Origin of the sequence: Actinomadura sp. 6N118 (assembly GCF_044326415.1) — a bacterium.
Classification (GTDB): Bacteria; Actinomycetota; Actinomycetes; order Streptosporangiales; family Streptosporangiaceae; genus Spirillospora.
On sequence record NZ_JBIRAZ010000001.1, the window covers coordinates 813,637 to 833,848 of the forward strand.

General features: G+C 67.9%; 21 protein-coding genes and 1 pseudogene. 11 read left to right on the plus strand and 11 right to left on the minus strand.

Translation table 11 applies throughout. From position 1 onward, the window contains the following. Positions 1 to 5: 5 nt before the first annotated feature. A complete protein-coding gene (locus ACH34W_RS03525; RefSeq protein ID WP_395959202.1) occupies positions 6 to 1,463 on the minus strand; it encodes an MFS transporter in 1,458 nt (485 codons plus the stop codon). Positions 1,464 to 1,773: 310 nt separating this feature from the next. On the opposite strand from ACH34W_RS03525, the gene ACH34W_RS03530 reads away from it, so the two are divergent. Next, on the plus strand, positions 1,774 to 2,664 hold the full coding sequence (locus ACH34W_RS03530; RefSeq protein WP_395959203.1) for a LysR substrate-binding domain-containing protein: 891 nt from the start codon (positions 1,774 to 1,776) through the stop codon (positions 2,662 to 2,664). Between the two features lie 117 nt (positions 2,665 to 2,781). Here ACH34W_RS03530 and ACH34W_RS03535 read toward each other — a convergent pair whose 3' ends face one another. Then, complete coding sequence (locus ACH34W_RS03535; RefSeq protein WP_395959204.1) at positions 2,782 to 3,162, minus strand: hypothetical protein; 381 nt, start codon at positions 3,160 to 3,162, stop codon at positions 2,782 to 2,784. A 568-nt stretch (positions 3,163 to 3,730) separates the two neighbouring features. On the opposite strand from ACH34W_RS03535, the gene ACH34W_RS03540 reads away from it, so the two are divergent. Both ACH34W_RS03540 and ACH34W_RS03545 read left to right on the plus strand, forming a co-directional pair. Then, positions 3,731 to 4,300 carry a dihydrofolate reductase family protein gene (locus ACH34W_RS03540; protein ID WP_395959205.1) on the plus strand — a complete coding sequence of 190 codons (570 nt, stop codon included), beginning with the start codon at positions 3,731 to 3,733 and terminating at the stop codon, positions 4,298 to 4,300. A gap of 4 nt (positions 4,301 to 4,304) precedes the next feature. Further along, positions 4,305 to 4,436, plus strand: a complete 132-nt coding sequence (locus tag ACH34W_RS03545; protein ID WP_395959206.1) for a hypothetical protein — start codon at positions 4,305 to 4,307, stop codon at positions 4,434 to 4,436. Positions 4,437 to 4,516: 80 nt separating this feature from the next. Here ACH34W_RS03545 and ACH34W_RS03550 read toward each other — a convergent pair whose 3' ends face one another. From ACH34W_RS03550 to ACH34W_RS03560, 3 genes are all read right to left on the minus strand, one after another. Beyond that, positions 4,517 to 5,422, minus strand: coding sequence for an alpha/beta hydrolase family esterase (locus ACH34W_RS03550; protein ID WP_395959207.1), 906 nt, complete (start codon positions 5,420 to 5,422; stop codon positions 4,517 to 4,519). A 139-nt stretch (positions 5,423 to 5,561) separates the two neighbouring features. Further along, entirely contained in the window at positions 5,562 to 6,467 is a 906-nt protein-coding gene (locus ACH34W_RS03555) for a phosphotriesterase (protein WP_395959208.1), read from the minus strand. Next, positions 6,464 to 6,898 (minus strand): carboxymuconolactone decarboxylase family protein, encoded by a 435-nt coding sequence (locus tag ACH34W_RS03560; protein WP_395959209.1) that lies wholly within the window; start codon positions 6,896 to 6,898, stop codon positions 6,464 to 6,466. The genes ACH34W_RS03555 and ACH34W_RS03560 overlap by 4 nt, the downstream gene beginning before the upstream one ends. Positions 6,899 to 6,979: 81 nt before the next feature. Between ACH34W_RS03560 and ACH34W_RS03565 the strand changes: the two genes are divergently transcribed. The 3 genes and pseudogenes from ACH34W_RS03565 (at position 6,980) to ACH34W_RS03575 (ending at position 9,075) form a co-directional block, all read left to right on the plus strand. Next, positions 6,980 to 7,642: a CGNR zinc finger domain-containing protein gene (locus ACH34W_RS03565; protein WP_395959210.1), complete on the plus strand. Its 663-nt coding sequence runs from the start codon at positions 6,980 to 6,982 to the stop codon at positions 7,640 to 7,642. Positions 7,643 to 7,683: 41 nt separating this feature from the next. Further along, positions 7,684 to 8,394, plus strand: a pseudogene (locus ACH34W_RS03570) (phosphotransferase). A 534-nt stretch (positions 8,395 to 8,928) separates the two neighbouring features. After that, positions 8,929 to 9,075 (plus strand): hypothetical protein, encoded by a 147-nt coding sequence (locus tag ACH34W_RS03575; RefSeq protein WP_395959211.1) that lies wholly within the window; start codon positions 8,929 to 8,931, stop codon positions 9,073 to 9,075. Here the strand turns inward: ACH34W_RS03575 and ACH34W_RS03580 are convergent. Both ACH34W_RS03580 and ACH34W_RS03585 read right to left on the minus strand, forming a co-directional pair. After that, positions 9,068 to 10,564, minus strand: coding sequence for a hypothetical protein (locus tag ACH34W_RS03580; RefSeq protein WP_395959212.1), 1,497 nt, complete (start codon positions 10,562 to 10,564; stop codon positions 9,068 to 9,070). The two genes, ACH34W_RS03575 and ACH34W_RS03580, sit on opposite strands and share 8 nt — an antisense overlap. Positions 10,565 to 10,639: 75 nt before the next feature. Further along, positions 10,640 to 11,182: a hypothetical protein gene (locus ACH34W_RS03585; protein WP_395959213.1), complete on the minus strand. Its 543-nt coding sequence runs from the start codon at positions 11,180 to 11,182 to the stop codon at positions 10,640 to 10,642. Between the two features lie 1,120 nt (positions 11,183 to 12,302). On the opposite strand from ACH34W_RS03585, the gene ACH34W_RS03590 reads away from it, so the two are divergent. Both ACH34W_RS03590 and ACH34W_RS03595 read left to right on the plus strand, forming a co-directional pair. Beyond that, the gene (locus tag ACH34W_RS03590; RefSeq protein WP_395959214.1) at positions 12,303 to 12,494 is read left to right on the plus strand and encodes a hypothetical protein; all 192 of its coding nucleotides are present in this window, start codon (positions 12,303 to 12,305) and stop codon (positions 12,492 to 12,494) included. Positions 12,495 to 12,571: 77 nt separating this feature from the next. Continuing rightward, positions 12,572 to 13,759, plus strand: coding sequence for a helix-turn-helix domain-containing protein (locus ACH34W_RS03595; RefSeq protein WP_395959215.1), 1,188 nt, complete (start codon positions 12,572 to 12,574; stop codon positions 13,757 to 13,759). A gap of 217 nt (positions 13,760 to 13,976) precedes the next feature. Here the strand turns inward: ACH34W_RS03595 and ACH34W_RS03600 are convergent, their stop codons facing one another. Then, on the minus strand, positions 13,977 to 14,567 hold the full coding sequence (locus ACH34W_RS03600; protein ID WP_395959216.1) for a TetR family transcriptional regulator: 591 nt from the start codon (positions 14,565 to 14,567) through the stop codon (positions 13,977 to 13,979). Between the two features lie 102 nt (positions 14,568 to 14,669). Here ACH34W_RS03600 and ACH34W_RS03605 point away from each other — a divergent pair, with 102 nt between their 5' ends. Then, positions 14,670 to 15,869, plus strand: a complete 1,200-nt coding sequence (locus tag ACH34W_RS03605) for an FAD-dependent monooxygenase (protein ID WP_395959217.1) — start codon at positions 14,670 to 14,672, stop codon at positions 15,867 to 15,869. 144 nt (positions 15,870 to 16,013) lie between these two features. Here ACH34W_RS03605 and ACH34W_RS03610 read toward each other — a convergent pair whose 3' ends face one another. Continuing rightward, positions 16,014 to 16,670 carry a TetR/AcrR family transcriptional regulator gene (locus tag ACH34W_RS03610; protein WP_395959218.1) on the minus strand — a complete coding sequence of 219 codons (657 nt, stop codon included), beginning with the start codon at positions 16,668 to 16,670 and terminating at the stop codon, positions 16,014 to 16,016. Between the two features lie 116 nt (positions 16,671 to 16,786). Between ACH34W_RS03610 and ACH34W_RS03615 the strand changes: the two genes are divergently transcribed. Together ACH34W_RS03615 and ACH34W_RS03620 are read left to right on the plus strand one after the other, a co-directional pair. Further along, a complete protein-coding gene (locus tag ACH34W_RS03615; protein ID WP_395959298.1) occupies positions 16,787 to 17,797 on the plus strand; it encodes a hypothetical protein in 1,011 nt (336 codons plus the stop codon). Beyond that, positions 17,794 to 18,147, plus strand: a complete 354-nt coding sequence (locus ACH34W_RS03620; RefSeq protein ID WP_395959219.1) for a hypothetical protein — start codon at positions 17,794 to 17,796, stop codon at positions 18,145 to 18,147. Before ACH34W_RS03615 ends, ACH34W_RS03620 begins: the two co-directional genes overlap by 4 nt. Here ACH34W_RS03620 and ACH34W_RS03625 read toward each other — a convergent pair. Then, entirely contained in the window at positions 18,130 to 19,170 is a 1,041-nt protein-coding gene (locus ACH34W_RS03625) for a zinc ribbon domain-containing protein (RefSeq protein ID WP_395959220.1), read from the minus strand. The two genes, ACH34W_RS03620 and ACH34W_RS03625, sit on opposite strands and share 18 nt — an antisense overlap. Continuing rightward, the gene (locus ACH34W_RS03630) at positions 19,100 to 20,194 is read right to left on the minus strand and encodes a hypothetical protein (RefSeq protein ID WP_395959221.1); all 1,095 of its coding nucleotides are present in this window, start codon (positions 20,192 to 20,194) and stop codon (positions 19,100 to 19,102) included. The genes ACH34W_RS03625 and ACH34W_RS03630 overlap by 71 nt, the downstream gene beginning before the upstream one ends. Positions 20,195 to 20,212 lie beyond the last annotated feature (18 nt).

Genomic DNA, 20,212 nt, shown 5'->3' on the forward strand with positions numbered 1-20,212 from the left:
CTTCGTTATGGGCGGTGTGGTTCGAGCTGCGGGCAGGTGGCTGAGGCGTGGCGGCGGCTGAGCAAGCGGACGGGTTTCGCGGGGCCGTCGCCGCGTCCGAGTCCGGGTAGGCCGATCCAGGCGACCAGTCCGCCGGTCAGGAAGAGACCGGCGCAGATCGCCATGCTGAGGTCGTATCCGTGGTTTAGGTCCGCTGGATTCATCTCGGTGCCGTTCGGGAGCCCTACCAGCAGGGGGAGTGCCGCCACGACGACCAAACCGGCCGCTCTGGCGGCACCGTTGTTCACTGCGCTGGCGATCCCGGTGCTGCGGTCGTCGACGGCTCCGAGCACCGCGGTGGTGACCGCGGGGGTGATCAGCGGTATGCCGATCCCGGTGAGGGCTACCACGGGGAGTACGTGGGTTAGATAGGAAGCTTCGGCTCCGATTCGGGTTGCCAACAATAGGGCGATTGTGCAGATCAGCGACCCGGCCACCAGCGGGCTCCGGGCACCGAGGCGGGTGGTGAGTTCGCCGCCGTACGGCGACAGGAACAGGGTGAGAGCGGTCAGCGGCAGCATCGCCAGCCCCGCTGTCCACGCCGAGAATCCGGCGGTGATTTGGAGCTGGATCGGCAGGAAGAAGAACATGCCGGCGAGGGCGCCGTACACGAAGAAGCTCACCAGATTCGCGGCGCTGAACTGCCGAGAGGTGAAGAGCCGCAGGGGGAGCATCGGTGCCGGGCTGCGTCGTTCGACGAAGAGGAACGTTACGAAGCTGACGAGACCGGTCAGCCCGGCTGCCATCGTCCACCCGCCTCCGATTAGGGCGTAGGTCAGCCCGGCCAGCGCCACGGCGGCCAGCACCGCACCCGCCACGTCAAACCGGCGCGTCGTTTCAAGGTGGGGGCTCTCCGCCACGTGGGATACCAGCAGCACGCAGAGGAGGGTGGCCAGCGGGATGTTGACTAGGAACACCCAGCGCCAACCGGCGGCGTCGACAAGGCCGCCGCCGAGCAGCGGGCCGGCGGCGCCGGCCACACCGCTTATCCCCGCCCACCATCCGACCGCCCGATTGCGGTCCTGAGGGTGGAAGGAGTCCTGGATCAGAGCGAGCGAACCCGGGACGATGAGCGCGCCCCCGACTCCTTGAAGGGCACGGGCGACGATCAACACCTCGGCGTTCGGCGCGATGCCGCACAGCAGAGACGCGAGACCGAACCACACCACACCGATCAGATAAATGCGTCGCCGTCCGAAACGGTCGCCCAGGCTGCCGCCGAGCAGGATGAGTGCGGACAGGGTGAGCGTGAACGCATTCACTGTCCATTGGAGTTCGGACATCGACGCGTTCAGGTCCGTTCCCAGTGCGGGCAATGCGATGTTGACCACGGTGGATTCGAGCAGCACCAAACCCGAACCGACCGCTGTGACCAGCAGTAGCCAGCGGCCGGCCGGTTCCGACAACCGGACCTGCGAACTCATCGCCGCCAGCCCAATTGCGATCGAACGGTGGTTGCCGCGCAGTTGAACCACCGTTCGGCCACGTCAAAGTCGCCGAGAATGCCGTGGCATATTGTTTGCGCATCGATACGAGCTTGGCGGCGAAAATTAAGGTCCATTGACTTCCCTCTCCAGTGCCTTGTTGGTCTGGGGCGTGGGCCTTCCCTCTCTCGATGAGGGTGTCGGGTGGTGCGGGGGCGATCAATGGCTGTTTGCTCACCCGGCGTTCAGCGCTGTTGAACGATCCGGGAGCACCGGGGAGACTGGGCCGGTGGGCGTGGAGTTGGCCAGTGTGGAGACATTCTTGGCGGTCGCCGAGGAACTGCACTTCGGTCATGCCGCTGAACGTCTGCGGGTGTCGCCGGCGCGGGTCACCCAGCGGATCCAGGCGCTGGAACGAGAGGTCGGCGGCGCTCTGTTCGAACGCACCAGCCGCAAAGTCGCACTCACCCCGCTCGGCAGGCAACTGCGCGACGGCCTCCGCCTGGCCCACGACCAGTTCATGTCGGCGATGGACGAGGCCCGTACCTCCGCGCGCGCTCCCGCCGGGCCGCTGCGTATCGGTTTCACCGTGACAACGGGCGGTGGGGAACTCAACGCACTGGTACGCGCCGTCGAGCGCGCTCACCCGGACATCGAGGTGCACCTGCACGAAGTGCCGATCACCGCGCCGCACGACGCGTTGCACCGTGACGAGGTGGACGTCCTGGTCAACTGGCTGCTCTATGAATCGCCCGAGATCACCCTGGGGCCGCAGTTGGCGGAGCACGCATTGGTGCTCATGGTGGCCGCCGAGCACCCGTTGGCCGGCCGCACCGGCGTCTGCTTGGAAGACCTGGCCGACTACGTCCTGGTCGACATGCCGTCACTGCGGCGCCCGTCCGGCGATCCATGGTTCGTCCCCAGCCGCACCCCATCAGGGCGGGTCTTGCGGCTGCGGCCGGTCAACACCATGGGCGAGGCGCTCAGCCAGGTGGCATGGGGCAAGACCGTGCACGTGACCGTCACATCGATGCAGCACCTGGTGGCCCGCTCGGACGTGGTGTTCGTCCCGATCGACGACCTACCACCCATCAAACTCGGCCTTCTCTGGCACACTGCACACGAGAATGCCCGCATCCGCGCCCTCGCCGCCCTCGCCACCAGCCGGCAAATCTCTGATCCGCAATCGGAACGGTCATGAACCGGGGCTTCACCCTCAAATGCGGCGAGTTCCTGGCTGGCGCAGCATGCGAAGGTCTTCAGTTTTGTTGACTCTGAGTCTCGACGGTGAGGCTCCGCCCTCTGCTGGCGGTGTGTCTTAGGGCCTGAGGGCAGCGGTGATAGCTCGGGCTTGGGCCACTGCGTGAGCGGCCCAGGCTCCTGACTGGGGGCCTGGCGGGAACTGCGCGGTGTGGTGAAAGCCGGGGCCGGTCACGGAAACGGCCACGAAACCCAGGTAGCGGCGTTCCTTCATCAAGAGGAAGAGCAGACCCAGGAGGCAGAACCAGACGAAGACGATGGTCAGGACGATGGCCACGGCAGGGATGCCCTCGGTGACCTGGGTGGAGTCCTGAACGGTCCAGACGGCGCCGTTCAGCGGGTACTGCCCGTACGGAAGAATGACGTGCGTGCTGGTCAGGGCCATGTCGCCGATTTGCAGCAGAACGGGTTCGGCGCCGCCCATAGGAACCGGATACATCGACCCCACCTTCGCCCGAAGCAAACCGTCCGCTGCCGCGGAACCACCTCATGCTAATGGTGTGTCGCTGCGCTGGTCAGCCCATTCCGTAACCATCGTTTCATTCTCACGTACGGCCCCGGACCGCACGCATCACATGTATCCAGTGGTCCGTAGAGTCACTCTGATCGGCTTGCATTCTCGTGACGGCCTGAATGGACGGTCGGGCCCGCCGAACGTGTACTAAGGATCTTCGAAGAACACGTCCCCGAAATCTGACGTCTGGAACAGGGCAGGGAACGCGGTGCGCATATTTGCGTCGGGCTCGTGCGAATCAAACATGGAGGGCTATCCAGCGGCCCGTGCGTTCGTGGTCGATCTCATCCGCAGACGTCGGCTCCGGATCGGTTCGCGCTGGCGGGTGGTGGCTCCCGGCCGTCAAGCGATGCTGCTGGTGGTGCTGGTCCCTCTGTGCCGGACCTCGCGTGACTCTGCGGAGGAGCTTGCGGAGTCCGTTCCCACTCTGCGTCGATGAGTTTCGGGAGGCCGGGCGGTCCAACTCCTGAGGAACGACGTTCAGGAGGTCTCGATGGGCACCGTGGTGCTGCACAAGAGCATGTCGTTGGACGGCTTCGTCGCCGGTCCGGATATCGGCGCCGAGCATCCCATGGGTAGGGGCGGCATGCGGTTGCACGAGTGGATGTTCACCGACCGGCCCGACCCGCGCGACAAGGAGGTCGTCGCCGCAATGAACGCCTCTGCGGGCGCGGTCGTCGTCGGCAGGCGCACGTTCGACGTCGGCCTACCCCACTGGGAGGACACCCCGTATCCGGTGCCGACCTTCGTGCTCACCCACCAGGCTCGCGACGAACTCGTCATGAAGAGCGCGACCTTCACCTTCGTCACCGACGGCATCGAGACCGCCCTCAAGTCCGCCCAGGTCGCAGCCGGCGACAAGGACGTGATCGTGATGGGTGCCCAGGCAGGACGGCAGTTCCTGGGCGCGGGGCTGCTGGACGAGTTGCAGATCAACCTGGTGCCGGTCGTGCTGGGCGCCGGAACCCGGCTGCTGGAAGACCTGGGCCACATCGAGTTGGAGCGCACACAGGTGATCGCCTCCGACGCGGTCACGCACCTGCGGTTCCGCGTCGTGACGTAGCGGCTTGCGGAATGGAAAACGCCAGGGGTGGAGGCTGCTCCACGCCACCCTGATCACGTTCGAACCGATCTACGGCCCCGTCCACCACGAGGTCGCCGTCACCCTGCACAGCCTGGGCCCCCTCGCCCAGCCTTGACTTTGTGTCCAGGATCACCGGTGCCTGCGCGGGGGTTTCGTGATGGGTGGGGCAATCGCCCCCGCGCGCGGAGCGCTTTTCTAGAGGTGGTGCTTTGTCAGGAAGCGCCAGATCAGTGGGGTCGCGCGGATGGGGTCCTTTGTGCCGTTCGGGTCGGACGGGGTCAGGGCACCCGGCCAGTGGTGGGTGCCGCCGATCAGCTTGTAGTGCTCGATCGTGGCGTTGGCGCGGCAGGCGGACCAGCGGAGGCCCTTCACGTTGTGCTTGTTGTAGAAGGTTCGAGGGGTCGTGTCGCAGCCGTTGCGGCTTGCCCAGGCGGTGGCCCAGCGGGTGATGTGGGGGAGCTTGCGGGTCTTGTGGCCTGCGTACGGCGTGGTGCGGTCGGCGGTGCCATGGAAGGAGAGGATCGGAACGGGGCGGGATGGGCGGCACTTGCCGTTGATGTCGTAGTAGGCGCCCACGACGGGGGCGACGGCCGCGAGTTGGGACGAGAGGCGGCAGGCGAGGAGGTTGGCGAAGCCGCCGCCGTTGGACTTGCCGACTGCATAGACGCGGCGGGTGTTCACGCAGGCGGTCTCTTTGATCTGGGCGATCAGGTCGCGGGTGAAGCGGACGTCGTCGGTGCCCGAGGAGTAGGGAGCACCCTGCCAGCCCTTCGCGCCGCCCTTGGTCGGGGTGCCGTCCGGGTAGGCGACCAGGGCCGGGTACTTGTTCATGCCCGAGTACTTCTCGAGTCTCTGGGCACTCTCGCCGCGGCCGTGGAAGGCCAGGACGAGGGGGAGGGCGCGGGGACGCCCGGCGGGCACGTGGAGCCGGTACTGGCGACGTTGCCCGCCGGAGACCACGGTCTGGACGGTGGTGCCGGGCTTGGGCTGCTTGCAGGCGGCGCTGCGCGGGACCGCCGACTCGGCCTGGTCGCCGCAAGCGGCGAGGAGGGGCGCAAGGAGGGCCAGTGCGGTGACGGGGAGCGTGGTGCGGAGACTCATGACCTTGACCCTCTCAAAGACGATCAAGCTGGTCGAACCGCTCAGCGCCGAGCCACGCGGTGATCTGGGCGTGGCAGCCCGGCGCCGGTACGCCGACAACGAGCCGCCACGCGATCAGGGCCGTACGATCCAGTGCCGGTCATGGCTGCCGCCATTGCGCCGCGAATGCGCGAGCCGGGTTCTCGGTAAAGATCGCGCATGCGATGTCGGGCCCAAGTTCGCGCTCGATTCGCGGGCGCAGGCCGCTGAGCAGGAACGGCATGCCTGGGCCGTCGGCACTGGACCTGGCCATAGGCGTGACCGTGTCACCGCCGAGCAGGATCTGCTGGGCGTGGCCGGCGTCGGTGAGAGCGGCGAGGCTGTCCAGCAGGCGCCAGTCGGTGCCGTGGTGCGCTCGGGAGGGACCGTCGAATGCCAGGAAGGCACCGGCTTCGGCGGCCTGCCGGTGGATTCTGGTGTCCGGGAATCGATGCAGGTGCCCAAGGATTACCCGCCGTGCGGGCACCTCGCAGGTGTCGCACAGGAAGTGGAGCACGTCCAGGGCGGCGGTTCCGGCCTCCAGATGGATGCCGATGGGGGCATCGGTGGCGTGGTGCGCCTCAGCCGCAGCGGCCATGACGTGCCGGGCGTGGTCGTCGAGACGGTGATACGCCCCCGCCACCTTGATCATCCCTGCGTTCACACGGCCGCTGGTCAGCTCGCGGATGAACAGCCCGGGCAGCTCCCCGTAGACGCGCTCCAGCTCGCCTCGAGCGTAGTGCTTGGCCTGATGTATCCCGGTGGCGGAGATGACGTGCACGCCCGACCGCCGGGACAGATCGGGCAAGTCTTCGGTTCGTGGCCCCATCCCCCACGGCGTCCATTGCACTACCGCGCGCCCGCCGAACGCGGCGAAGGCGTCCAGTTCGGCGAGCGCGGCCTCGGAGTCGTCCAATTTCTGACCCGGCAACGCCACAGAGCTGATGAACAGGTGGTCGTGGGCATCGCAGACGCCCAACGCCTCGGGCGCGATGTCCCCGAGGACGGTCCGGATCGCCGCCGTCATCGTGCGGCTTCCTGCTCTGTGTCGGCGAGCGCGGACGCGGCGACCCGCAGCCCGGCCAGCGCCTTTGGCACCCCGATGTAGGGCGCCAAATGGACGAAGACCTCGATGATCTCCTGGCGCGTCATACCGACTCGCAAGGAGGTCTTGACGTGTCCGTTCAGCTGCGGATCCACACCACCGAGTGCGGTCAGCGCCGCCAGGTTGACCAGCTGCCGGTCGCGCAGGGACAACCCCTCGCGCAGGTAGGTGCCACCGAACAGGGCGGTGACGATCCAGTCGGCGAAGCCCGGGGCGAGGGGCTCGATGCCCGGCAGTGCCGCCTGCTGGGTCGCCTCATCCTGGAGCGAGTCAAGCATCCGGTATCCCTCATCGCGGTCCAGCCGCGCCGGCGTCATCTTCTGCGCCAGTGCCTCGCTCCTCGTCACGGTCATGTCCTCACCCTCGAGCTGTTGTAACGCCTTGGACGTTACAACGCCGAGCACGTGTAACGCCAGAAGCGTTACGCTTCTCTCATGGCCAAGAAAGACGCGCTTGCCTTCCGGTTCGACAGCGGCGCCATTTGGTTGAACCTGCTCGCGACCAAAGGCCGCACGTTCAGTACGAACCCCATCGAACGGCTCGCCACGCCCAGCAGGCTCGCCGAATGGCTTGAGCGCTGCGAGCTCACCCCCGCTCGACCGCTCGATCACGACGACCTGCGCCGGGCTCGGACGCTGCGGGAGACGCTGCGCGTCCTCGCACTGGCCACCGTCGACCAGCAGCCGCCACCCGCGGGCGCTATAGCGGAACTGACCGCGTTCCTGGCCGAACACAACGATCCGATCCGGCTGACCGCAGACGACCGGCTGCGGCGAGAACCACCGGCGACGACCCTGGACGCCCTCGCCCGCATCGCCCGCCAAGCGGTGGACCAGATGACCGGCGCCGACCGGTTCGCCCTGAAGAGCTGCCCGGAACACGACTGCCGGGGCGTCTTCATCGATCCCCCAGGGCACCGACGCTGGTGCCCGTCCCCGGCGTGCGCGAGCCGGGGCCGGGTCCGCGCACACCGCGCCCGCCGTAGCGCCGCCGCCCCTGACGCAGGCAGCAACGACGCGGCCGCCTCCGCGGCCGGAAAACAGGTTGCAGTTCAAGATCGAGAAGCGGGACGCTCCCCGTGTGAAGATGCACGCTGACCAGCTGACCGTGTCACTTGGGACGGTGCGCACGTTGGTAGATGAGCAGTTTCCTGAGTGGCGGAGCCTGCCTGTCAGCAACATCACCGCTCAGGGGACGGTCAACGCGATCTTCCGCATCGGTGACCTTCGCAGCTCGGTTCCCTCTACGGCCCGGGGACGTCGAGTCGACGCGGCGCCAGCTGCAGTCGGAAGCGCAAGCAGCTCGTGAGCTGGTAGGTCAGACGCGATTTCGCACGCCCGAGCCAGTCGCGCTCGGTGAGCCCGGGGCGGGCTACCCGCTTCCGTGGTCGGTGCAGACATGGCTGCCCGGCGTTGTGGCTACGGACGAGGACCCAGGCGAATCGGTCGCGTTTGCGCATGACCTGGCCGACCTCATCAACGACTTGCGCGCCATTGACACGCGTGGCCGCACGTTCGCCGGCGAAGGCCGAGGGGGTGATCTGCAGTTCCATGACGAGTGGATGGAAACGTGTTTCAGGCGCAGCGAGGGGCTGCTGGACGTCCCTCGGCTTCGATAAATGTGGGCCTTCATGCGGAGTCTGCCGCGCAACGCAATCGACGTGATGAGCCACGCTGATCTGATTCCCGGCAACGTGCTCGTGTCCGCCGGGCGGTTGGCCGGGATTCTCGACGTCGGTGGACTCGGACCGGCTGACCCTGCTCTGGATCTCGTAAGTGCGTGGCATCTGCTTGAGGCGGGGCCGCGGCAGGTGCTCCGCGAGGAGCTTGGCTGCGACGACCTTGAATAGGCGCGCGGCAGGGTGTGGGCCTTCGAGCAGGCGATGGGCGCGGCCTGGTACTACGTCGAAAGTAACCCGACCATGAGCCGGATGGCCCAACGCACTCTGGAACGCATCCTGGCGGACTGAACCATCCCGGACACTAATTAGCCCGCTGCCCGCTGCCCGCTGCCCGCTGCCCGCTGCCCGCTGCCCGCTGCCCGCTGCCCGCTGCCCGCAGGCCATCCATCACTCCTGTCACGGGCCGATCTGAGCCGAACACGCCGACAAGACCAAGACCTGCGAGCACGGCGCGGACACCGGGGATCGTGCTGCGCCCATGACGGCCGTCGTGCCCGAAGGCCCCGAGCCCGAAGGCCCCGAGCCCGAAGGTCAGGCGAGCTTGGGCGTGATTGTCGAGTGCAGATGAGCATGTAGGGCTTGGAGAGCTCGGGCACCGAGGCAAGGACTCTCGGCCACGGTTCATGAGCCTGATTTGCGTGCGGGCTCATCCGGGATTCGTGATCGAAGCCCCGGACGTGCGCGCCAGCCTAAGACCACACGATGGCGTACTCATCGCCCGAGCCGTTCCTCATCGAGGCCATCTCCTCGCCGGACGAGCGACCCCCCGTCGAGGAGGCCTCCCGATCCGGGCTCCTCGTTCAGTCTGCCGGGGAGGCGTGCAGGCGTACGGCCTGGCGCGTCACGTGAGAGCGTGAAGTTCACGGAGGTCACGGATCGCATTGTGCACTTCGGTGGTCTGCTGGACGAAGGTGTCGGTGAGCCAGTCGAGGAGGTGATCGGCAAGCTCACGTTGGTCTCGCAGCCAGACCTCGTTCGCCGCGGTCTGCCCGGTGCTGACCCCCAGCTGCTTCTCTTGATCGATCATCCGTTTGAGGTCTTCCATGTTGCTCGTGCCGGACTTGCCCGACGGCTTGGGAGTCGGATCGGCCGCACCAGAGGACCTGTACGCGGCGGCACGGCGCAGCGTGCCGACCCGGTCCTCGGCCTCCTTCAGGAGACCTGCGGCATGGGCGTCGATCGCGGTGACGTCCTGGGGGTGCTGGGGCGCCTTCCAGTCCATGGTCTCCCCGCGCGTCAGCAGGTCAAGGGCCTTCTGGATGACCGCAAGATCCTGGGCACCGAAATCGCCCGCCCACCTCTCCTGCTTGTCCCTCTCGCGCTGGCGTCCCTGCATGAGGGAGACGACCTTGTATGCGGGGAAGACGCTCTCCCGCTTGAGCGGGCGTTGCCAGCCCTTGGCGACGACGCCGCGGCGAGGGTGGATGTCGATGGACAGGGTCGGGATGCCCACGTACGCGAGCAGGTCGGTGACCCCGCTGCGCATGCCGACCGCCGCGACCGCCGCGAACTTCTCGACGAGCACCCGCAGCAGCCGTGCCTCGGCCCGGCGTCCGAGGGAGTCCACCGACTTCCACGTCCAGTACCTCAGCAGGTTCGCGCTCACCTCGTCCTTCGGCGTCCTGCCCAGCCGGGGGTACGGGTCGTACTCGCCCATCGGGACCGGCACGAGACCCAGCCGCGCCACGGCGTCCATGAGCTGGAGGAAGCCCTCCTCGCCGGTGTCCAGCGCGGGAGCGGTCCCTGAAGTGTGGCCCGACTGGCGATAGTTGACGATCACGTATCGCTTTCCGCCGGTGAAGCCGTGCGCTCCGAGGTCCTCGTGAATGCCCTTGTCCAGGCTGGTCCCGGTGCCTTTGACGAAGACCTCGGGAGCCACGAATCCGGGGACGTCCCGGCGCTGTTCGGCGGAGACACCGGCATAGGCGGTCACGATGGTCGTGGCCCCGCCCTCCCGGATCCAGTACGGCCTCGCCTTCGACCTGCCGGCCGCCAGTTCCCTCAGGTCGGCCGGTCCAGTGTCGGCGTAGTAGCCGTCGGCGGGCGGGGGCCCGCTGGTCCACAGGACGGTCTCGCGCTCGTCGATGAAGCGGGCGATCTCCGCGGCCCTCGCGGCCGTGGACGCGTCGACGCCCCAGATGATGACCAGGGAATGGCCGATGATCGTGTGAGCCATGGCCACGTCGTACATGTCGCCGGTGTGGCTCGCGCCGATCGTGAAGATCCCGCCGTTGAACTCGATCGACGCGTAACCGCCGGCGAGCTTCTGGGAGAATTGCTCAAGCACGTTCATGGCCTCGCGCTCGCCACGCGGACGGGCGATGAATTCCACTTCCATGGCGTTCTCCGAACCTCCGGCAACGGCCGTTCGAGGCCGCCGGAGAATAGTTTTGCCGTCCGACGTCTTCGAGCTCTATTTCGGGGTGGCGAGGGCGGAGAGCCGCTCCAGTACCGCACCGTAGAGGGTGTCGATGGAGGCTTCGGTCAGGCCATTCTGGTCGTACGCGAGCGTGTCCAGCACGACCGCGGTCGATGGCACCAAATTGACCTTGACGAAGGTCGAGGTGACACCGGACATGGTCTTCCAGAGCTCCAGAACCCGTGGATCCATGGGCCGATACCGGTCTCCTGAGGCGAGGGCCGGCTCCCGTTCGATCAGGAATGCGGTGCCCGCCTCGGCGCCCAGCGACATGCCGAAGGCGCAGACGTTCCACAACCGGATCTTCCATGCCTGCCACGCGCGGTTTCCGGGGTCCTTGGCCATCGCGGCCTGGGTCTGCATGGCCTGGGTCGCGGCCTTCATGTTCGCCGACGGCTGGATGTTCTCGGGGTAGACGTCACTGAGGCAGTACCCCGCTCCGCCGTGGTACTGCCTGCCGAAGCGCAGCGCCACCTCGCGGTCGAACACGTACATGATCGTTACTGGCGCGATCTGGAGCGAGCCGAAATTGCTCACGGCAGATCGTTCTGCTGACGATTCAGTCATTGAAGCCCCCTGGCGCGACAATTTCGCACCCCAGTTCCGGCCCGGCGTATCGGGACGCCGCGACATTGTCGGCAACTCTGCGTGAATTCCCCTTGCCGACCGTGTCCACATTTCTATATCGGCTTTGCCGCTGAGAAACAGACATTGCTATCTAGCTGGCGGGCAAGCCAAGTATCTCCCGTTCGCCAGTAGGCATACGCCAACGGGTAAGGGGAGGCCGACGCCACCGCGCGAGGTGCTCAAGGTTCATGCGATGCCGCCGGTGCCGCCAGAGTGGATGCGCTCCGAACGCCGCGGACGGCGCAGCAGCGGCGCCAGAAGCCGGTCCCTTATCGCCGAGTGATCGGCTCGCGTGAATTCCCCGGCGAGGAATGGCTGTGTGCCACGGTGGCTACTCTCGCGCTCACCCCGCTATCGAGCTGGCGCCGTTATCCGCGGCTCACATGTGTTTCGAGGTCTGGGAGCTCTGCGGCACTGCGGCAAGTAGGTCACGTGGGGATGCGGCTACGGCGACGCGTCACTGTGAGTTCGTGCTGTAAAGGGACGGCAGTCTGCTCGGGCTGGATCCTGACCGAAACGCTTTTGGGGTCTCCTGCGGCAACAGGAGACCCCAACGGTGCAGATGCCACCCGAGCCAAGGGAGGAATCCGCTGCTCACGCCACAGATCACTGCTTCAGGTGGATGCTGGACGGATGCGTTTCCAGTAACGCCGATCTGGCCGATGTCCGGCAAGATGTGGCTTTGGGACGAGGACATCACGCCAATGCGAACAACTCCTCTACCTGTGCTGATGGCTTGGCGGACCTTGGGCGCCCGCTCCGGAATGGAAACAAACTGATCGTTTACGGCGGTGTTGTTCACGGCCCCAGGTGGACGGGATTCGAAACAACACTCGCGGTACTAGGGCTTCCTGGTCGCATCCGCACCGGGAACCATGGAGGGAGTTACCCCTTCGCGCAGGGACGACGGCAATCGTCTCCGCGCACGCCGAGGGGGCTCGCTTCATCAGTCCACCCGAGCCAGCGCCGGGAAGCGATCGCCACATGATCGCAGCCCTCGTCCCGGTGTCCAACTGAGAGGTCCGCACACATGTCTGTCCCTTTCCCCCGCTATGACGGGGCGTGCATCCCCGCGCCCGGTCGGCGCAGCGTCGTCCTGGTCGTCCTCGTGGTGGTCGTCGTTGTCCTGCTGGCAGCCGGCCTTACGCTTCCGGCCGCGATCACGACCGTGGCCGCGGCGGTTGAGGTCACCAGCCGTCTAGCCCGCCGCGACGAGGACTGAGCCGGCTCGGCCGGCCTCGCCCATGCGAGGTCCCGGCCGAGCCGGCCAGACCGGCGCCTTGTTGCTGGGAGCCATTGGTGCCACGCCCCCAAACTCGCCTCGATCCACAGGCCGGCCCAGTCGCAGCATTCGCCTGCGCGTTGCGTGACCTGCGTGAGTCAGCCGATCCGGTGCCCACGTACCGGCAGATGGCCGACCGCGTCCACTACTCCGTCACTGCCCTGTCGCAGGCCGCCTCGGGCCGCAAACTGCCCACATGGGAGGTGACTCAGGCCTTCGTCACAGCGTGCGGGGAAGACCCGGCCGAATGGCGAACCCGATGGAAGCACGCCGCAGCCCCCAACGACACCGTCACCGAAGCTGACCCTGCCGATCAACAGGGGCGGCCGACGGATGAGTACGCCCAGCGATCAGGGTCGACCGAGGCCGGCGACATCGACCCCGCGGACGCCCAGACGACGACTCAGCTCATGGAAACCCTGAACCGGTTTCGACTCCGCGCTGGCGTCAGTCTTCGAGAGCTCTCAGCCCGATCCCACCGAACCACTGAGCATCCGACGAAACTGTCACGCACCACGCTCTCCAACCTTCTCAGCGGACGGGGCCGCCCACCCGCCCTGGACGATGTGCTGCAGATTCTTTCGTTGTGCGATGGATCGGCTACCGAGCTGGAGCGTTGGAGGACATGTTGGCAACGGCTGCACGGACCCCTGCCGCCAGCAGACCCCCCACCGTCCATGGTCGAACACCTCAGGGCCGCTACGCTCACCGAACGTGATCTGGTGAGCGAGCGGGAAGCAACAATTCCACCTCGACAGGCGCCGGCTCCCGCGGCTTCCCGGTCTGCTCCACGCCGCACAGGGCGCTTCCTGCCCACAATGGCCGCGGCGGTGGCGACGACGCTCGCGACGATCGCCACGGTCTGGCTCTCGCAGGACCCCCCACCCAACACCACGATCACCATCACCGAAGCGGCAGCAACCAAGACAGGTAACGGCGTGACCATCAAGGTCAAATACCGTTGTGCCCCGCACAGCGGCATCGTCGCGCTCAACGCCACGGTCGCTGCCGCCGCCGGCGCCCGCGGCAAAATCATCCCGGACTGCGATGGGACAGAACAGTCGGCAGACGTCACCGCCGTCGACAACATGGACCGCAACGGCTTCCAGCCAACGGACCTGGCCACCATCTCCGTAACCCTCACCGACACCAACTCCCACATCGTCGAAGACGCCGCCACCGCCATCACCCGTCGCCTGAGCTAGACGAGTGAGTGCGTCACGAGCGCGGAGAGGGGACTGTAGAAACATGTATGGGCACTGGCGGTGGATTCCCTGGGTCGCCAGGTGATCAAGACGGCAGGATCGTCGGTGACGAGAGATTGTCACGCCGGGATCTGTGGGAGCCCGGGGCTGAGATGCCCCGGGCCACCCGACTTCCTCATGGTCGTAGGCGGGTCCACCACATCGTGATCGTCAGGAATCACCCGTCCAGGCGTGCGCTGGAGGTGAGGGGCTCGGTCAAGTAGCGCTGGATCGTGGGGGCCAGGCTCGCCACGAGGGTGTCCACGTCGAGGGCGACGACCGGGGGCAGGCGCAGTATGTAGCGGCAGAGCGCTACGCCGAGGAGCTGCGTCGAGACCAGCCCGGCGCGCGCGGGCAACTCCGCCGGGTCGGTCACGGCGGGGGCGAGGGCCCCGGCGACCTGGCTTCCGAAGACGGTGCGCAGCCGCTCGGCGGCCGTCTCGTTGGTGATGGCCGAGCGGAACAGGACGATCAGTACCTCGTCCGCCAACGCACCTTCCCAGCGCTCGACGAAGTGCCTGGCCAGCGTCTGGCCCGCGCGTTCGCGCGGTACCGCGGTCAGGTCGGGCAGCCGCAGGTCGATGTCCGTCGCCGCCGCGAACAGCCCGTCCTTGCTGCCGTAGTAGCGCATCACCATCGACGGATCGATCCCGGCGTCGGCGGCGATGGCGCGGATCGTCGCCCGTTCGTAGCCGTCGGAGGCGAACCGGCGGCGGGCGGCCGTCAGGATCGCGGTCCTGGTCTGGTCGGAGCGTTGTGTGAAGGCCATGCCTACAACTGTAGGCCAACAGGTGTTGGCAAACCAAGCGAACTGGGTTAACGTAAATGACAACAGATGTTGGCAAACAGACGTTGGCCATTGGAGGCCGTCATGTCAGACCAGGCAATCCGTCCCGCCGCCCCGATTCCCGCAACCACCGAGGTCCTGATCGTCGGCGCCGGCCCCGTCGGCCTGACACTGGCCGCCGCGCTGACCGAACGGGGGGTGGACACCGTGCTCGTCGACCGCCAGGCGGAGGGCGCGAACACCTCGCGCGCCGCCGTCGTACACGCACGCACCCTGGAGGTGCTCGAAACGGTCGGGGTCTCGGGCGAACTTGTCGAACGGGGGGTCATCGTGCCCCGCTTCACCGTCCGCGACCGCGACCGGGCCCTGCTCAGCGTCGACTTCGACGGGCTTCCCACCAAGTACCCGTACACGCTCATGGTCCCGCAGAACGTGACGGAGGAGGTCCTGCTGCGCCGTCTGCACGCCGTCGGCGGCCAGGTCTACCGCCCCTACGAGGTGGCCTCGATCGTCCAGGACGGCGAGGGCGTCACCGCCACCATGACCACCGGCGAGACGATCCGCGCCCGCTACGCCGTCGGGGCGGACGGCATGCACAGCACCGTACGCGAGCATGCGGGCATCGGCTTCACCGGCGCCACCTACGGGCAGTCGTTCGTGCTGGCCGACGTGCGGCTCGACTGGGACCTGCCCCCCGACGAGGTCATGCTCTACTTCTCACCCGCGGGGTTGGTCGTCGTGGCGCCGCTGCCGGGCGGCCGCTACCGGATCGTCGCGACCGTCGATGAGGCGCCCGAGCACCCCGGGCTGGACGACGTGCAGGCGCTCCTGGACACACGAGGTCCCCAACGGCGGTCCACCAAGGTCACCGAGATCGTGTGGAGCTCGCGCTTCCGCGTGCATCACCGGCTCGCCGACAGTTACCGTGCCGGCCGGGTCTTCCTCGCCGGAGACGCCGCCCACGTGCACAGCCCAGCCGGCGGCCAGGGCATGAACACCGGCATCCAGGACGCGGTCGCCCTCGCGGCCCGGCTCGGCGCCGTACTGCGCGACAACGCTCCGGTCGCGAGCCTGGACGCCTACGAGGCCGAACGCCGTCCGGTCGCCGTCAAGGTCGTCGCGTTCACCGACCGGATGACGCGGGTCGCCACCGCCCGCAACGCGCCGCAGCGCCGCCTCCGCAACGTCGTCCTGCGCGTGCTCGACCGGATCCCGGCCGTCAACCGGACGATGGCGATGAACCTGTCCGAACTGGCCGTCGACCCGACCTCACGGCCCCGTTGACGGCCAAGCAGGGTCCGCTCCGAACGAGTGGTGCGGCTGCGGGCCGCGTTGCCGCAGATCAAGCGCATCATCCACACCCTGGCGGTCAACACCGGCTTCTGGCACGACACCGTGTGGATCGCCGATGCCCCAGGTGGGTCGACTTCACGGCTGGGTGCGTCGCTCGGCGGCGTCGAACGCGGGCGCGAGCGGGGCCAGCGCCGCGCGGAGCTGGTCGGGCAGTGAGCCGGAGGGCACGAGCAGTCCTCCGGCGCCGAGGCTCCCAGCGGCCCCCGCGTTCCCGGCCGGCCGAAGCCAGCCTTCCAACGCGATGCGAACGGCTGCGGCCACGCTCGCCGCGAGAACGCGGGCTGTGTGCGCTCCGGCGTCACCCAGGCGTTCGGCGATCACCGCTGTGAGAGGGGCCTCGATGCCGGCGGTGGTGTCGAGGAACGCCTCGCGCAGCGCGGTCCGGGTGATGATCAGCAGCAGCGCCTGGTGTTCGCGCTCACCGGTGTTGGTGTACTGCTCGACCACTGCTTCGGTGACGGCGTCAGCCAGGTGCACGTGTGCGGGGCGGGCGGCGACCGCTGCCGCGATCCGCGCCTCCCGGTCCGCGGTGACAGCGGCGACGATCGCCTGCTCGCGGCTGGCGAAGTAGTTGTTGTAGGTGCGCGGCGAGACCCCGGCCGCTTCGGCGATGTCCTCGACCCGCACCTGGTCCGGTCCGCGCTCCACAGCCAGGCGCAGGGCCGCCTGGCGTAGCGCCTCGCGCGTGGCCTGCTTCTTCCGCTCCCGCAGCCCTGGTGGTGGTGTCGTCACGGTGCCAGCGTTCCACACAGAGCTGCGTGCACGCAAATTTGCGTGCACGCATTTTTCCTGTCAGCCTCGACCCGCCCGAGACCGACAGAGAGGACCTCACCATGCGAGCTAGAGGAATGACCTACGACACCGGATTCGTCGTGCACGGCCAGATATCCCGCGAGCACTTCGACCCCGCGGTGGTCCGGCGCGAGCTCGCCATCATCCGCGACGACCTGCACTGCAACGCGGTCCAGATCATCGGCGGCGACCCCGACCGACTGGAGCTGGCCGCCGGTGCCGCCGCCGGCCTCGGCCTGGAGGTCTGGTTCTCGCCCTATCCGCTGGAGCTGGACCCGGAGCAGATCCTCACGCTCTTCCGCGACTGCGCCGAGCGAGCGGAACGGCTCCGGCAGCAAGGGGCCACAGTCGTGTTCGTCGCAGGGGTCGAGCTGAGCGTGATGAACCGCGGGTTCCTGCCCGGAGAGAGCCCCGAGGAGCGGGTCGAGCAGCTGATGAGCCAACCCGAGCGGCGGGTCGAAGCGATGCGCGAGCTCGGCGTGCGCATCAACGCATTCCTCCGCGACGCCGCAGCCACGATCCGCGAGCGCTACCAGGGCAAGCTCACCTATGCATCCATCCAGTTCGAGCAGGTCGACTGGACTCCCTTCGACATTGTGACGTTCGAGCTGATCCGCTCCGCCGAGGTCGCCGACCGGTTCCGGGACGCGGTGCGCACCCTGGCCCAAGGCCCGAAGCCGCTCGCCATCACCGGGTTCGGCACCGCGGCCTACCGCGGCGCGGGAGACCGTGGTGGGCGGGTGCTGGAAGTGGTCGAGTACGACCCAGAGACCAAGGCCCCAGTACGGCTGAACGGCATATACGAGCGTGACGAGGCCGGCCAGGCCGCATATCTGAGCGATCTGCTGGAGATCTTCGAGACCGAGGGCGTGGACAGCGCGTTCGTGTTCTTGTTCGCCCTGCCTGGCTACCCGCACCGCCCCGACGGCGACCCCAGGGACGACTTGGACCGGGCCAGCCTGAGCATCGTCAAACTCCTCGAAGGGCGCCGGGGGCAGACCTACCCCGACATGGAATGGGAACCCAAGGCCGCCTTCGCAGCAGTGGCGCAGCGGTATCAGAGATGACAGGCACCGCGCACGGTGACCACGGCTCGGGGTCGGCACTGCGCCGCAGTGCAGATCCCGAGCAGATGGAAGCGGTATTCGCCGAACTCACCGCAGACCTCGCGCCGGTCTACCGCCGCCGCGACCTGCGGGCCAACGGCATGTTGTACCTGCGCGGGTTAAGCCCCCCGCCGGATATCTTCGCGCGAGTCGTGGTCGACTTTTTCTCACCTACCGAGAAGGTGCACATCAAACTCGTGAACCGGTTCAAACGAAAGGCTCGACAGCTACGCGACCGGAACCACTGCCGCTTGGTGCTCAGGGGGGTGGGTTGGGTCTACTTCACCATCGTCCTAAGGCTTATCCCGTAATTCATCTGGTGGGATGAGACGGGGTGCAGCCGCGGCCAGGGCCTGGTTTTCCGGCGTGGTCACGCTCCCGGTGGTGCTGGGGGCGTGTCTCATCCGGGGTCGCCGGGGCCTGCCGTTCGGCGTTCGGCGAGCAGAGGCCCCGGATGGCTTCGCGGGGCTGCCACGCGGCCCGGCCCGCCCGGGGTGGGAGGGTGTCGGGCACGGTGTGGTTGACTCGCGCAGGGCTCCTTGCAGCCCTTGGGCATAGATGATCTGGGCGTGCCGGGCCATCGTGGCGTCCAGGCGCGCGGTTTTGGGGTCGTCGGGGTCGGTGAGGCGCACGAACGCGCCGAGCGCGGCCGACACCAGGTCCCGGTCACCGGTCAGCCCGCACCGCTGGCAGCGGTGTTCGCGGTCCCGCAGCGACTTGGCCACCCGGGCACCGCACAGACAGTGCTGGGACAGCTTGGTGTGGTAGGTGGAGGACCGCACCAGCCGTCCCCCGGCCGCAGCGCATTCGGCCGCCAGGGCGGCGATGAGCATGCCGGGGGTGGTCTGCGAGAGACGGCGCCCCCACAGCCGGTACCACGTGCGGATATCGCAGTCCTCCACCGTCAGGTTCGGCCCGTGGGTGGTGATGATCTGCCGGGCGAGGTGGCGGGCGCGGTGCCGTTTGCGTTCGGCAGCCGACGCGGACGCCTGCGCGTGCCGGGCCCGGGTCGCACGGTAGCCGTTGGACAATTCGTCGTGGCGGTGGGCCTGCTTGGGGACGCCGTCGGTGCGGGCGTCGCGGGCTCCTCGCGGCACGGTGACCTGCCGTTCTTTGAGCCCTCGGGCGGTTCGGCGCTCGGCCCGCCGGGCCTGCCGTTTGGACAGGGCGTATTGGCGGGTGTTGGTGGCTCGGCGTGACCGGTCCAGGGCCCGCTGCCGTCGGCGCCGCTTGCGCGCCAGTTTGTCCAGGCGGGCCTGTTCGTCATCGTCGAGGGTGAGCCGGGTCGATTCCGGGACGCCGTCGGCGGGGTCCATGCTGTCGGGGAAGGACACGATCGACAGGTTGGAGACGTTGCCGTCCACCCCGCCCCGCCGGTCCAGCCCGGCTGCGTGTGCGCGCATCTGGCGGACGGCGGGCGAGGAGTAGCCGGAGCCGAGGATCATCAGGTGGGCTTCCAGGGCCCACCCGCCCGGCGCGCAGGAGTCCCGGCGGCGGACCAGGTCGACCTTGTGCCACACGCCGGGGTCGGCCAGGAAGTGCTCCAGTCGTGCCCGCTGTCCCGGCGCCTGGGAGCCGGACCGGCAGCACCAGGTCCCCCTCCGTGCTGTCGGGGCCTCCGGTGAACACGACCGCCAGTGGCCCGTTGTGGTCCCACCAGGTCGCCTTGCGCATCCCTGGCTTGCCGGAGGCCGGGGTCTTGCCGGTCGGGACCGTCTTCCCGTCGGGGAGAGCGGGTTGGGGCATCCGGTGGGGCTGGGCCAGGCGGCCGCCCTTGGTGTGGACGTCCAGGTGGCCTTGCAGGGTGCCGACCAGCCGGAACGTCTCCCACTTGTTCGCCTTGGTGTGGGAGCGGGCCCGGCCCGGGATGCGGGTGAAGTCCCACCACCGGCCCACCCTCGGACGGCCGAGCCTGCGGCCCGAAGCGTCACCGAACAGGTGCCGGTCCACCCCGTTCCACACCTCGTCGGCGATGTGCATGACCAGCGCCTTGGACACATGATGCTTCAGATGGCGCGAGTGTTCCAGATGCTTGTACGCCGACCGCTCCAGCCCTTCACGGGTCAGTCCCAGCCGCTGCCACACGGCCTTGCCGCCGTCACGGTCCCGCTCACGCTTGGCCGCCCAGTAGGCGTCGACCTTGGCGCGCGCGTCGCGTTGCAAAGCCCGCTTGACCTGCCACATCGCGCCGTACAGCTTGTCCACCCGGGCCAGATCACACGGGTCGGTCACCACCAAAGGCAGCTCGATCACCGCCACCTCGTCCGGCCGCACCCATGCCGGGGCCTTGTTCTTGCCCCGATGCCGACGCGGCTTCACCGCGTCCCGGCCCGTGGCACCGGTGGCCTCGGCCGCCATGATCTCGCCTCCTCTCGC

What these genes read in the sequence shown, in the direction of transcription:
- ACH34W_RS03525 (WP_395959202.1), bottom strand. Translation starts at nt 1,463, where the DNA reads ATGAGTTCGCAGGTCCGGTTGTCGGAACCGGCCGGCCGCTGGCTACTG.
- ACH34W_RS03535 (WP_395959204.1), bottom strand. Translation starts at nt 3,162, where the DNA reads ATGTATCCGGTTCCTATGGGCGGCGCCGAACCCGTTCTGCTGCAAATC.
- ACH34W_RS03540 (WP_395959205.1), top strand. Translation starts at nt 3,731, where the DNA reads ATGGGCACCGTGGTGCTGCACAAGAGCATGTCGTTGGACGGCTTCGTC.
- ACH34W_RS03550 (WP_395959207.1), bottom strand. Translation starts at nt 5,422, where the DNA reads ATGAGTCTCCGCACCACGCTCCCCGTCACCGCACTGGCCCTCCTTGCG.
- ACH34W_RS03555 (WP_395959208.1), bottom strand. Translation starts at nt 6,467, where the DNA reads ATGACGGCGGCGATCCGGACCGTCCTCGGGGACATCGCGCCCGAGGCG.
- ACH34W_RS03560 (WP_395959209.1), bottom strand. Translation starts at nt 6,898, where the DNA reads ATGACCGTGACGAGGAGCGAGGCACTGGCGCAGAAGATGACGCCGGCG.
- ACH34W_RS03565 (WP_395959210.1), top strand. Translation starts at nt 6,980, where the DNA reads ATGGCCAAGAAAGACGCGCTTGCCTTCCGGTTCGACAGCGGCGCCATT.
- ACH34W_RS03575 (WP_395959211.1), top strand. Translation starts at nt 8,929, where the DNA reads ATGGCGTACTCATCGCCCGAGCCGTTCCTCATCGAGGCCATCTCCTCG.
- ACH34W_RS03580 (WP_395959212.1), bottom strand. Translation starts at nt 10,564, where the DNA reads ATGGAAGTGGAATTCATCGCCCGTCCGCGTGGCGAGCGCGAGGCCATG.
- ACH34W_RS03590 (WP_395959214.1), top strand. Translation starts at nt 12,303, where the DNA reads ATGTCTGTCCCTTTCCCCCGCTATGACGGGGCGTGCATCCCCGCGCCC.
- ACH34W_RS03600 (WP_395959216.1), bottom strand. Translation starts at nt 14,567, where the DNA reads ATGGCCTTCACACAACGCTCCGACCAGACCAGGACCGCGATCCTGACG.
- ACH34W_RS03605 (WP_395959217.1), top strand. Translation starts at nt 14,670, where the DNA reads ATGTCAGACCAGGCAATCCGTCCCGCCGCCCCGATTCCCGCAACCACC.
- ACH34W_RS03615 (WP_395959298.1), top strand. Translation starts at nt 16,787, where the DNA reads ATGACCTACGACACCGGATTCGTCGTGCACGGCCAGATATCCCGCGAG.
- ACH34W_RS03620 (WP_395959219.1), top strand. Translation starts at nt 17,794, where the DNA reads ATGACAGGCACCGCGCACGGTGACCACGGCTCGGGGTCGGCACTGCGC.
- ACH34W_RS03630 (WP_395959221.1), bottom strand. Translation starts at nt 20,194, where the DNA reads ATGGCGGCCGAGGCCACCGGTGCCACGGGCCGGGACGCGGTGAAGCCG.